Source organism: Ensifer sp. Root278 (assembly GCF_001429285.1).
Lineage (GTDB): Bacteria > Pseudomonadota > Alphaproteobacteria > Rhizobiales > Rhizobiaceae > Ensifer.
Genome location: NZ_LMJJ01000041.1, coordinates 133,295 through 145,720 on the forward strand (window position 1 = coordinate 133,295; position 12,426 = coordinate 145,720).

Annotated in this window: 9 protein-coding genes; 4 read left to right on the top strand and 5 right to left on the bottom strand. The window is 64.0% G+C overall.

From position 1 onward, the window contains the following. Positions 1-222: 222 nt before the first annotated feature. The 4 genes from ASE60_RS26555 to ASE60_RS26570 are packed head-to-tail and all read left to right on the top strand — an operon-like array spanning position 223 to position 5,341. On the top strand, positions 223-1,476 hold the full coding sequence (locus ASE60_RS26555; RefSeq protein ID WP_057254591.1) for a sarcosine oxidase subunit beta family protein: 1,254 nt from the start codon (positions 223-225) through the stop codon (positions 1,474-1,476). Between the two features lie 10 nt (positions 1,477-1,486). Next, complete coding sequence (locus ASE60_RS26560; protein WP_057254592.1) at positions 1,487-1,807, top strand: sarcosine oxidase subunit delta; 321 nt, start codon at positions 1,487-1,489, stop codon at positions 1,805-1,807. Next, positions 1,804-4,797 carry a sarcosine oxidase subunit alpha gene (locus ASE60_RS26565; RefSeq protein WP_057254593.1) on the top strand — a complete coding sequence of 998 codons (2,994 nt, stop codon included), beginning with the start codon at positions 1,804-1,806 and terminating at the stop codon, positions 4,795-4,797. The genes ASE60_RS26560 and ASE60_RS26565 overlap by 4 nt, the downstream gene beginning before the upstream one ends. Continuing rightward, positions 4,790-5,341, top strand: coding sequence for a sarcosine oxidase subunit gamma (locus ASE60_RS26570; RefSeq protein ID WP_057254594.1), 552 nt, complete (start codon positions 4,790-4,792; stop codon positions 5,339-5,341). The genes ASE60_RS26565 and ASE60_RS26570 overlap by 8 nt, the downstream gene beginning before the upstream one ends. Before the next feature lie 102 nt (positions 5,342-5,443). Here ASE60_RS26570 and ASE60_RS26575 read toward each other — a convergent pair whose 3' ends face one another. From ASE60_RS26575 to glgC, 5 genes are all read right to left on the bottom strand, one after another. Continuing rightward, positions 5,444-5,932, bottom strand: a complete 489-nt coding sequence (locus ASE60_RS26575) for a MaoC family dehydratase (RefSeq protein WP_057254595.1) — start codon at positions 5,930-5,932, stop codon at positions 5,444-5,446. Between the two features lie 74 nt (positions 5,933-6,006). Next, on the bottom strand, positions 6,007-7,971 hold the full coding sequence (gene glgX, locus ASE60_RS26580; protein ID WP_057254825.1) for a glycogen debranching protein GlgX: 1,965 nt from the start codon (positions 7,969-7,971) through the stop codon (positions 6,007-6,009). A gap of 107 nt (positions 7,972-8,078) precedes the next feature. Further along, positions 8,079-9,707, bottom strand: a complete 1,629-nt coding sequence (locus ASE60_RS26585) for an alpha-D-glucose phosphate-specific phosphoglucomutase (RefSeq protein ID WP_057254596.1) — start codon at positions 9,705-9,707, stop codon at positions 8,079-8,081. Between the two features lie 6 nt (positions 9,708-9,713). Next, positions 9,714-11,156, bottom strand: coding sequence for a glycogen synthase GlgA (gene glgA / locus ASE60_RS26590; protein WP_057254597.1), 1,443 nt, complete (start codon positions 11,154-11,156; stop codon positions 9,714-9,716). 7 nt (positions 11,157-11,163) lie between these two features. Beyond that, positions 11,164-12,426 carry a glucose-1-phosphate adenylyltransferase gene (glgC, locus tag ASE60_RS26595; RefSeq protein ID WP_057254598.1) on the bottom strand — a complete coding sequence of 421 codons (1,263 nt, stop codon included), beginning with the start codon at positions 12,424-12,426 and terminating at the stop codon, positions 11,164-11,166.

Sequence of the window (12,426 nt, forward strand, 5' to 3'; positions counted from 1 at the left end):
GGATACCAGATCATCAGGCGAAAGTCCAGCGACGACATGAGCAAGCGCTGAAAAATCCTGGGATGCGGGGAGGCACCTGTTCCCGCCCCGGAAGTAGCTGATCGGCGACCATGTCGCAACTGCGCGCAAGTCCACGCAATTGCGTCGCAAAAGAAACGTTGCGCGGGCGTCGGATTTGCGATCTCTAACGCCAATGAGAACGGGGTTCATGGAGTGAGGCCGATGCGCAAATATTCAGTTTTCGCCGTGGCGCGCGAGGCGTTGCGCGGCCACAAGGGGTGGGCCCCGCAATGGGCGTCGCCGGAGCCGCGCAAAGAGTATGATGCGATCATCATCGGCGGCGGTGGCCATGGCCTCGGTGCGGCCTATTACCTCGCCAAGGAGCACGGCATCACCAATGTCGCGGTGCTCGAAAAGGGTTGGATCGGCGGCGGCAATACCGGCCGCAACACCACGATCATCCGGTCCAACTATCTCTATGAAGAGAGCATGGACATCTACGAGCATTCGCTGAAGCTCTGGGAAAACCTGTCGCAGGATCTGAACTACAACGTCATGTATTCGCCGCGCGGCGTCATGATGCTGTCGCACAACATCCACGACCAGCAGTCGTTCAAGCGCCATATCAATGCCAACCGCCTCTACGGCATCGACAATGAATGGCTGACGCCGGAACAGGCCAAGGCCTATTGTCCGCCGCTCGATATCGCCAAGACGGCGCGTTACCCGATCAACGGCGCGGCCCTTCAGCGCCGCGGCGGCACCGCCCGCCACGATGCGGTTGCCTGGGGGTACGCACGCGCCGCCTCTGACCGCGGCGTGCACATCATCCAGAACTGCGAAGTGACCGGCATCCGCCGTGACGAGACCGGCCGGGTCGTCGGCGTCGACACCAACCGCGGTTACATCGGCGCCAAGAAGGTCGGCGTCTCCGCCGCCGGCCATTCCTCGGTGCTGATGCAGATGGCCGACGTGCGTGTGCCGCTGCAGAGCCAGCCGCTGCAGGCATTGGTCTCCGAGCCGCTGAAACCGATCTTCCCCTGCGTCGTCATGTCGAACTCGGTGCATGCCTACATCTCGCAGTCCGACAAGGGCGAGTTCGTCATCGGCGCCGGCACCGACCAGTACAATTCCTATTCGCAGACCGGCGGCCTGCAGATCATCACCCACACGCTGGATGCGATCTGCGAGCTCTTTCCGATGTTCCGCCGCGTCAAGATGATGCGGCAGTGGGGCGGCATCGTCGACGTCACCCAGGACCGCTCGCCGATCCAGGGGGTCACGCCGGTTCCGGGCCTGTTCCTGAATGCCGGCTGGGGGACGGGCGGCTTCAAGGCGACGCCGGGCTCGGCCAATCTCTTCGCCCATCTGATCGCCAAGGGCGAGCCGCATCGTCTCTCCGCCGGGCTGACGCTGGATCGCTTCCGCACCGGCCGGCTCATCGACGAGGCGGCTGCCGCTGCCGTTGCGCACTGAGGATTTCGAGATGCTTCTGATCTACTGCCCCTATTGCGAAGAAGAGCGCTCCGAGCTCGAATTCCGCGGCGCCGGCGACGCCCATATCGCCCGTCCGACCAACATCGCCGACATCACCGACGAGGAATTCGAGGAATATTTCTTCCTGCGTCAGAACCCGAAGGGTCTGATCTTCGAACGCTGGCGCCATATCCATGGCTGCGGCCGTTTCTTCAACGCCGCGCGCGACACGGTCAGCGACCGCTTCTACACCACTTACAAGGCTGGCGAGCCGAAGCCTGACATCGCCGCCATTCTTCAGAGCGAGCAGGATAAGGGAGCTGCGAAATGATGGGGGCCAATCGCATTCCAGGCGTGGGCCGCCTGACACCGGCGCGCACCGCACGCTTCACCTTCGACGGCCGCACGCTGACGGCGCTCGAGGGCGATACGGTCGCCTCGGCGTTGCTTGCCAACGGCATTCACCTTGTCGGCCGTTCGTTCAAGTATCACCGCCCGCGCGGCATTCTGTCGGCCGGTGCGGAAGAGCCGAACGCGCTGCTTGATGTCTCGCGTGATGCCGCCCGACGGCAGCCGAACGTGCGCGCCACGGTGCAGGAAGTCTTCGACGGCATGAAGGTGGAATCACAGAACCGCTGGCCGTCGCTCGCCTTCGACGTCGGCGGTCTCAACGATCTCATGTCGCCGTTCTTCGCCGCCGGCTTCTACTACAAGACCTTCATGTGGCCGAAGGCCGCCTGGCACGCGATCTATGAACCCTTCATCCGCCGCGCGGCCGGTCTCGGCGTCGCCCCGACGGAAGCCGATCCGGATCACTATGCGAGCCGCTACGCCCATTGCGACGTGCTCGTCATCGGGGCCGGGGTTGCCGGACTTTCGGCAGCACTTGCCGCCGCCAAGGCGGGCGCCAAGGTAATCATCTGCGACGAGCAGCCGGAAGTGGGCGGTGCGCTGCGCTATGAAAGCGGCACGACGATCGACGGCAAGGACGGCTGGGACTGGGCGCAGGAGACTGCCAAGGCGCTTGCCGCCATGGACAACGTCACGCTTTTGACCCGCACCACCGGGTTCGGTTACTACAACCACAATTTCGTCGGCCTGGTCGAACGGGTGACCGATCATCTGGCGGCGCTCGACAAGTCGCTGCCGCGCGAGCGGCTGTGGCAGGTGCGCGCCAAGAAAGTGATCCTCGCCAACGGCCAGATCGAACGGCACATGGTGTTTGCCAACAACGACCGGCCGGGCATCATGCTCGCTTCGGCCGGCCGCACCTATCTCAACCATTTCGGCGTCGCCGTCGGCTCGAAGGTCGGCGTCTACACCGCCCATGACTCGGCCTATGAAGCGGCCTTCGACCTGAAGCGCGCCGGTGTTACCGTGGCGGCCATCGTCGATTGCCGCGAGAATCCCGGCGAGGCGGTTCTCGCCGAGGCACGCCGTCTCGGCATCGAAGTGCTGACCGGGCATTCGGTGATCAAGGCCGGCGGCAAGCTACGTGTGAACTCGATCAGCGTCGCCCGCAACGGTGGCGGTGCGGCCCGCAAGATCACCGTCGACGCGCTGCTGGTCTCGGCCGGCTGGACGCCGTCGGTGCACCTCTTCTCGCAGTCGCGCGGCAAGGTGAAGTTCGATGCGGCAACGCAGCGCTTCCTGCCCGGCACCTATCTGCAGGATTGCCTGTCGATCGGCGCCTGCAACGGCACCGACGATCTTCAGGCAACGATCGACGAGGCGCTTGCCGCCGGCGAACTGACCGCGCGTGCGGCCGGTGCCGAAGGCGGAGCGCAGGTGGCGCTTTCGGGTGAAAATCGCTTCGGCTGGACCGGCGGCATGATCGGCGCTGCAGAAGGCGCCGGGCCGGACACGACGGTCAAGGCCTTCATCGACTTCCAGCACGACGTCTGCGCCAAGGACATCCGTCTGGCGGTGCGCGAAGGCATGCACTCGATCGAGCATATCAAGCGCTTCACCACCAACGGCATGGCGTCCGACCAGGGCAAGCTGTCCAACATGCACGGTCTGGCGATCGCCGCCGAAGCGCTTGGCAAGGACATCCCTCAGGTGGGCCTCACCACCTTCCGCCAGCCCTATACGCCGATAACCTTCGGCGCGATCGTCAACCATTCGCGTGGGCCCCTCTTCGATCCGGCGCGCAAGACGCCCATGCATGCCTGGGAGGAGGCGCATGGCGCCGAGTTCGAGGACGTTGGCAACTGGAAGCGCGCCTGGTTCTATCCGCGCGCCGGCGAAGACATGCACGAGGCGGTCGGGCGCGAATGCAAGACCGTGCGTGACGTCGCCGGTGTCTTCGACGCCTCGACGCTCGGCAAGATCGAGGTCGTCGGCCCGGATGCCGCGCAGTTCCTCAATCTCATGTACACCAATGCCTGGGACAACCTGAAGCCGGGCCGCTGCCGCTACGGGATCATGCTGCGCGACGACGGCTTCGTCTATGACGACGGCGTGGTCGGCCGCCTGGCAGAGGACCGCTTCCACGTGACGACGACGACCGGCGGTGCGCCGCGCGTCATGAACCACATGGAAGACTATCTGCAGACCGAGTTCCCGCATCTGAAGGTGTGGCTGACCTCGACGACGGAACAGTGGGCCGTCATCGCCGTCCAGGGGCCGAAGGCACGCGAGATCATCGCGCCGCTGGTTGAAGGCATCGACCTTTCCAACGAGGCCTTCCCGCATATGAGCGTTGCCGAAGGCAAGATCTGCGGCGTCCCGACCCGGCTCTTCCGCATGTCGTTCACTGGCGAGCTCGGCTTCGAAGTCAACGTTCCGGCTGACTATGGCCAGGCGGTCTGGGAAGCGATCTGGGCGCGGGCCGAGCCAATGGGCGCCTGCGCCTACGGCACGGAAACCATGCACGTGCTGCGCGCCGAGAAGGGTTACATCATCGTCGGCCAGGATACCGACGGTACGCTGACGCCCGACGATGCCGGCCTCTCCTGGGCGGTGTCGAAGAAGAAGCCCGACTTCGTCGGTATCCGCGGCCTCAAGCGCCCGGATCTCGTCAAGGATGGCCGCAAACAGCTCGTCGGCCTGCTCACCAAGGATCCGAAGGTGGTGCTGGAGGAGGGCGCGCAGATCGTGGCCGATCCGAACCAGCCGAAGCCGATGACCATGCTTGGCCATGTGACGTCGTCCTACTGGTCGGAAAACTGCGGTCGTTCGATCGCGCTGGCGATGGTTGCCGGCGGGCGCGAGCGCCTCGGCCAGACACTCTACGTGCCGATGGCCGATCGCACGATCGCCGTCGAGGTGAGCGACATGGTGTTCTTTGACAAGGAAGGGGGTCGCCTCCATGGTTGATCAGGCAATTGCAAGCCGCAAGGCGGCGCTCACCTCGCGCGGCGGCTCGGCCGAAGCGATCCTGACGCCGGCACCGGCGGCGACACGCATCTCGTTGCGCGCCGGTGCCGATGCACTGCCGGCGCTCTCGGCAGCGCTCGGCGTCACCCTGCCGACGCGGCCGAAGACCTCGGCCTCATCAGGCCAGCGTCATGCCCTGTGGATCGGGCCGGACGAGTGGCTGGTGTTCGATGAAGGCGAAGCCGACCTGATGGCGGCGGCTGCTTCGAGCGGGACACTACATTCGGCGGTCGACATTTCGCATCGCAACGTTGCCGTCATCGTCAGCGGTGCGGGCGCGGACGTGGCTGTTAACAGCGGCTGCCCGCAGGATCTGTCGCTGCCGATCTTCCCTGTCGGCGCCTGCTCGCGCACCATCTTCGGCAAGGCGGAGATCATTCTCCTCCGCACCGGTGAGGACCAGTTCCGGGTCGAGTGCTGGCGGTCGTTCTCGCCCTTCGTCTTCGGTCTGCTGTCCGAAGGTGCTGCCGACGCGGGGCATTGAATAGAAGAGCCGGGAAGTGCCTGCAAGCGCTTCCCGGCTTTCTCAGACCGTCTGAAATTGTCCGCTCTCATTGTGCTGGCAGGACGCGTGGGCCATGCCGCCTCACGCATCCGCTGGCCGGTCCTTCGGATCGAACTGGATGATCGTCTGCCAGGTGGCCGTCAACGCCGGCTTGCGCTCGCCCTCGATTTCGACGCTGACGTCGTAGGTGATCATCAGCATGCTGGCGCCGCGGAAGCGGGCATCGGCCATCACGAAGTGGCCGCGCACCTTGGCGCCGCTCTTCACCGGAGCGATGAAGCGCACTTTTTCGAAGCCGTAATTGATGCCCATGGTCTGTTCGCGGATCTTCGGCAGGCAATTGTAGTTCATGGCCGAAAGCAGCGAGAGCGACAGGAAGCCGTGTGCAATCGTGCCGCCAAAGGGTGTTTCGGCGGCGGCGCGGACCGGATCGACGTGGATATACTGGTAGTCGCTGGTCGCTTCGGCGAACTTGTCGATCGTTTCCTGAGTGACCGTGATCCAGTCGGAAACGCCGACCTCCTTGCCGACCAGTACCTTGATCTCAGAAAGTGATATGTCCTGCAGCATGTAAACGCCCCGAAACAAGCCCCCCGAACGATCTATAGGCCCGCCCGGTGCAACCTGCAAGCGGTGGAAAAGCTTTAGAAAACTTCGACAAGGAAGGTGACGGACCGCGGCGCGACATGGTCTGGAATGGCAGGTCTTGCCAGCACGTTCTGCCACTTTCCGTCGATGCTGTCGGGGAGCCTGACGGGGTGGGGCGCGTGGCTGCGGTTGATGACGACGGCAAGGCGCGTCGCCCGCTTCTGCGTGCGGTCACGGGTGGCGAGCACCATCATCAGATTGTCCGTCGCCGGATGCTCCCAGTCGCCGACGGCCATGGGCTGTCCGTCCAGCCGCCGCCAATCGACATCGCCGTTTCCGGTCAGGAACGCCGTTTGGTCAAATACGTCGAAGCGTCGGCGCATCGCCGACAAGGCCGCTGTGTGGGCGACGATATCGTCGTCCATCGCGGTCCAGTCGAGCCAGGTAATCGCGTTGTCCTGACAATAGGCGTTGTTGTTGCCGTTCTGGCTGCGCCCGCCTTCGTCGCCGGCCGTCAGCATGATCGTCCCGCGGGAGGAAAACAGCGTGCCGATGAGCGCCATCACGTCATGACGTCGGGCCGTCAGGATTTCCGGATCTCCGGTGGCGCCTTCCGCGCCGTTGTTCCAGGAGTGGTTTTCGTTGTGGCCGTCGCGGTTCTCTTCGCCGTTCGCCTCGTTGTGTTTGCCGGCGTAGGAGACGATGTCGGCGAGCGTGAAGCCGTCATGGGCGGCGATGAAGTTGACGGTCCGTGTCCCGCACTCGCCCCAGCGGGCAAAACTGCCAGACGAGCCGGCGAGCGCCGTCGCCAGAGCGCCGATCGCGTGGCGGTCGCCGCGCCAGTAGATGCGGATGTCGTCGCGAGCGCGGTCGTTCCATTCAAGGAAGGGGGAGGGGAAGTTGCCGAGTTGGTAGCCGCCCGGGCCGATGTCCCAGGGTTCGGCGATCAGCACGCGGTCGGCAAGCAGCGGATCGGCCGAGATCGCCTGGAAGAGCCGCGCCTCGCGATGGAAACCACCCATGTCGCGGCCGAGGATCGAGGCGAGGTCGAAGCGGAAGCCGTCGACACCGGCGGCATGCACGAAATGGCGCAGGCTGTCGAGGATCAGCGCTTCGACCACCGGGTGGTCGCAGGCAATGGTATTGCCGCAGCCGGTGTCGTTGATGAGTTCGCCTGGGCGATCGGTGACATGACGATAATAGGTCAGGTTGTCGAGGCCGCGCATCGACAACGTGGTGCCGAAGCGGTCGCTTTCGCCGGAATGGTTGAAGACGAGATCGAGGATGACGCCGATGCCGGCCTTGCGCAGCGCCTCGACCGTCTTGCGCAGTTCCTTGATGCCGCCCGGCACCAGCCGCGGGTCGAGCGCCATCGGCGCGATCGGATTGTAGCCCCAGCCGTTCTTCAGGCCGAGGGACGGCAGGTGGCGTTCGTCGATCCAGGCGACGATCGGCATCAGCTCGACGGCCGAGACGCCGAGGCGCTTGAGATGCTCGATGATCACGGGCTCGGCCAGGGCCGCCACGGTGCCACGCTTGGCTTCCGGGATATCCGGATGGAGGATCGTGAAGGGCTTGACGGCGATCTCGTAGATAAGGCCGCCAGCACGGAAGAGTGGCGCCTTCGGCTTGACGATCTTCGCCTCGGTGACAATGGCTTTTGGCACCAGATCAGCGGTGTCTTCGCCAAAAATCATCAGGCGCGGATCATGCTGGAATGGTCGGTCGAGTTCGACGGCATAGGGATCGACCAGGAGCTTGGAGGGGTCGAACCAGAGCCCGTGGTCGGGGGAATAGACGCCATCGGCGCGAAAGCCGTAGCGCGTGCCCTTCGGGGCGTCGGCGACCGTCAGGCTGTGCAGGTCGCCGTTGCGGACCATCGGTAGCTGCCGCAATTGCTTGGAGCCGGTCTTGTCGAAGAGGCAGAGATCGATGCGGGCGGAGTTGCGCGACCAGACCGAAAACGCGGTGCCCTCAGGCGTGACGGTGGCGCCGAGGGGTGGATTTCCGGTGGTCGGCATGAAGGCGGCCCTCTTGTTCCAGATGTGCCCGAACACCCCCTCTGCCCTTCCGGGCAAAGGGGGTGTTCGGTCGACAGAAAAAGGGCCGCATAAAGCGGCCCAGTATCTCAGGTGATGACGCTCGGCTCGGTGCGGCCGGTGCGGGTCTTGATGCCGGCGATCTCGTCGGCAACGGCGATGAGATCGGCAAGCGCTGTCTGCGTTTCGATGTCGTGGCGCGCCGCATCGGGCTCGAAGCGCTCGATGTAGACGCGCAAAGTCGCGCCCGAGGTGCCGGTGCCTGACAGGCGGAAGACGACGCGCGAGCCGCCCTCGAACAGGATGCGGATGCCCTGGTTCTTGCTGATGGAATGATCGACTGGGTCGTTGTAGGCGAAGTCGTCTGATGTCGCCACCTTGAGCGCGCCGAAGGACATGCCGGGAAGCGTGGCAAGCTGGTCGCGCAGGTTGGCGATCAGGCCGTTGGCGGCGTCGCTATCCACTTCCTCGTAGTCGTGGCGCGAGTAGTAGTTGCGGCCGTAGGTCGCCCAGTGCTTCTGAGCGATGTCGAGGGCACTTTCCTTGCGCACGGCGAGAATGTTGAGCCAGAGCAAGACGGCCCAGAGGCCGTCCTTTTCGCGCACATGGTTTGAGCCGGTGCCGGCGCTTTCCTCGCCGCAGATCGTCGCCATGCCCTCGTCGAGCAGGTTGCCGAAGAACTTCCAGCCGGTCGGCGTCTCGTAGATGCCGATGCCGAGCTTCTCGGCGACGCGGTCGGCCGCGCCGCTGGTCGGCATCGAACGGGCAATGCCGGCAAGGCCCTTGGCGTAGCCGGGCGCCAGATGCGCGTTGGCGGCAAGCATCGCGAGGCTGTCGGAGGGCGTGATAAAGATGCCGCGGCCGATGACGAGGTTGCGGTCGCCGTCACCGTCGGAGGCGGCGCCGAAATCCGGCGCGTCGGGCGCCATCATCGTCTCGTAGAGCGCGCGGGCGTGCACCAGGTTCGGGTCCGGGTGGTGGCCGCCGAAGTCCGGCAGCGGAATGAAGTTCATCACCGAGCCCTTGGGTGCGCCCAAGCGTTTCTCGATGATCTCCTTGGCGTAAGGCCCGGTGACGGCGCTCATGGCGTCGAAGACGACGCGGAAGCCGCCCGAGATCAGCTTGCGGATGGCTGCGAAGTCGAACAGGCTTTCCATCAGCTCGGCGTAGTCGGCCACCGGATCGATGACGGTCACCGTCATGCCGTCGATCTCTTGCGTACCTTCGGCATCGAGGTTGATGTCGGCGACGTCAGACGTCTTGTAGCTGTCGATCACCTTGCTGCGGGCATAGATCGCGTCGGTGACCTTTTCCGGTGCCGGGCCGCCATTGCCGATATTGTATTTGATGCCGAAATCTTCCGTTGGGCCGCCGGGATTGTGGCTGGCCGAGAGCACAATACCGCCAAAGGCCTTGTATTTGCGGATGACGTTGGAGGCGGCCGGCGTCGACAGAATGCCGCCACGGCCGACGAGTACGCGGCCGAAGCCGTTCGCCGCCGCCATCTTGATGGCGATCTGGATGACTTCGCGGTTGTAGTAGCGGCCGTCGCCGCCGATCACCAGTGTTTCGCCCTGAAAGCCCTCGAGCGAATCGAAGATCGACTGGATGAAGTTCTCGGCATAGTTCTTCTGCTGGAAGACCGGGACCTTCTTGCGCAGCCCCGACGTGCCAGGCTTCTGGTCGCCATAGGGGGTTGTGGTAACCGTTCTTATCATGCTGACTTAACCTTTCCCGAGAAGACCGGAATATAGAGAGACGTAACGATCGGCACTTGTGGCCCAGGAAACGTCCGATTTCATGCCCTGGGTCTGAATTTTCGCCCAGACCTTGGGTTCGCTGTATGCACGCAGTACGCGCCGGATCGCAAGACGCAGCCCGTCGGCGTTCACTGGCGTGAACTGGAAGCCTGTGGCGACCTTGGCCGCAAGCCCGGCTTCGTTCGCGTCGATGATGGTATCGGCAAGCCCGCCGGTCCGGGCGACAACCGGCACGCAACCGTAGCGCAGGCCATAGAGTTGGGTCAGCCCGCAGGGCTCAAATCGCGACGGGATGAGGATCGCGTCGGACCCCGCCTGCATCAGATGCGACAGCGGCTCGTTGTAGCCGGTGACCATGCCGATATGGCCACGATGGCGGGAGGCGGCGGCCAGCAGCGCGCCTTCGAGCGCCGCATCGCCGGAACCGAGCACGATGAGCTTTCCACCCATGGCGACGATTTCGTCCGCGACTTCCGCGACGAGGTCCATGCCTTTCTGCCAGGTGAGCCGGCTGACGACGCAGAAGATCGGACCGTTGCCCTTTTCGAGGCCGAAGCGTTCTTCGAGCGCTCGGCGGTTGCCGGCGCGCTGCTTCAAGGTCGTCGCGCTGAAATGCTGGGCGATGTGCGGGTCGGTCTGCGGATCCCAGATATCGGCGTCGATGCCGTTGACGATGCCCGAGAGATCGGCGACGCGGCTCTTCAACAGGCCTTCGAGGCCCATGCCGAATTCCGGCGTCAGGATCTCCTGTGCATAGGACGGGCTGACCGTGGTGACCGCGTTTGCGGTCTGCAGACCGCCCTTCAGGAAGCCGACATCGCCGTAGTATTCGACGAACTGCATCGAGAAGGCTTCCGGCGGCAGCGCAAGCTCGGGGAAGACCGAGGCGCCGAACTGGCCCTGGAAGGCGATGTTGTGGATCGTCATGACCGTCGGGGTCGCGGCAGCGGAGCCGAAATGCATGTAAACCGGCGTCAACGCCGTCTGCCAGTCATGAGCGTGGACGATATCGGGCTTCCAGCCGGAAGCGACATCGCCGCCGGCGATCTCGGCCGCCGCAAGCGAGAGTGCTGCGAAGCGGCGGAAATTATCGACATAGTCGCGGCCGGTCGCATCGACGTAAGGCCCGCCGTCGCGCGCGTAGAGTGCGGCCTGATCAAGGACCAGCAGGTCGAGCCCGTCGACCTCGGCGGCGAGAATTGTCGCCGGATTGCCGAACAGGTTGGCGAAACTGCCGACCTTCTTTTTCTTCTTCAGCTTCTGCAGCACGGCAGGATAGCCGGGCACCAGGGTGCGGGTCTTGACGCCGTGCGGCACAAGCGCTGCCGGGAGCGCGCCGACGACATCGGCGAGCCCCCCGGTCTTGATCAGCGGATAGACTTCGGACGCAACGGACAGGACGTTCATGGAGTGCCTACATTCCCAGCTTGTCGATCATCGTTTGCGTGATCAGGCAGACGCCGTTCTCCGAACGCCGGAAACGCTTGGCATCGAGCTCCGGATCGTCACCGACAACGAGCCCCTCCGGGATCACGACACGGCTGTCGATGACCACGTTGCTCAAGAGCGCATGGCGACCGATCTTCACATCGGGAAGAACTACGGCATTCTCCAGACGGGAATATGAATTAACTCTGACGCCTGTGAATAACAGGCTGCGGTTGAGCGCAGCACCGGAGATGATGCAGTCGCCTGATATAAGCGACGACGTCGCCGAGCCGCGCCGGTTCTCGTCGTCATGCACGAATTTCGCCGGCGGCTTGATCTCGGCAAAAGTCCAGATCGGCCAGGTGCTGTCGTAGATGTCGAGCTCGGGCGTCACATGGGTCAGGTCGATATTGGCCTGCCAGTAGGCATCGATCGTGCCGACGTCGCGCCAATAGGCCTCGCGCTCGAAATCGGACCGCACGCAGGACTGAGCAAAGCGGTGGGCGACGGCTTTGCCGTTGTCGACGATGTAGGGAATGATGTCCTTGCCGAAGTCGCGGCTCGATTTCGGATCGGCGGCGTCGCGGCGCAGAAGATCCATCAGGAACTTCGTGTGGAAAACATAGATGCCCATCGAGGCAAGCGCCATGTCCGGATTGCCGGGGATTCCCGGCGGATCGGCCGGCTTCTCGACGAAGGCGATGATGCGGTCCTTGTCGTCGACATGCATGACGCCGAAGCCGGTCGCTTCCATGCGTGGCACTTCGAGGCAGCCGATGGTGACGTCGGCGCCGGAATCGACGTGCTGCTGCAGCATCAATTCGTAGTCCATCTTGTAAATATGGTCGCCGGCAAGGATCACCATGTACTCGACGCCGTGGTCCTCGATGATGTCAATGTTCTGATAGACGGCATCGGCGGTGCCCTCGTACCACTGCGTTTCGGAAACGCGTTGGCTGGCGGGCAGGATGTCGAAGCTTTCGTTTCGCTCGGGGCGGAAGAAGTTCCAGCCGCGCTGCAGGTGTCGGATCAGGGAATGCGCCTTGTACTGGGTGGCGACGCCGATGCGGCGGATACCGGAGTTCAGCGCATTCGATAGCGCGAAGTCGATGATGCGGGCCTTGCCGCCGAAATAGACCGCCGGCTTCGCCCGTCGGTCCGTCAGTTCTTTCAGACGACTGCCGCGACCGCCAGCGAGAACATAGGCCATGGCATCACGTGCCAGAGGTTGCGAACGCTTTTCCACCAT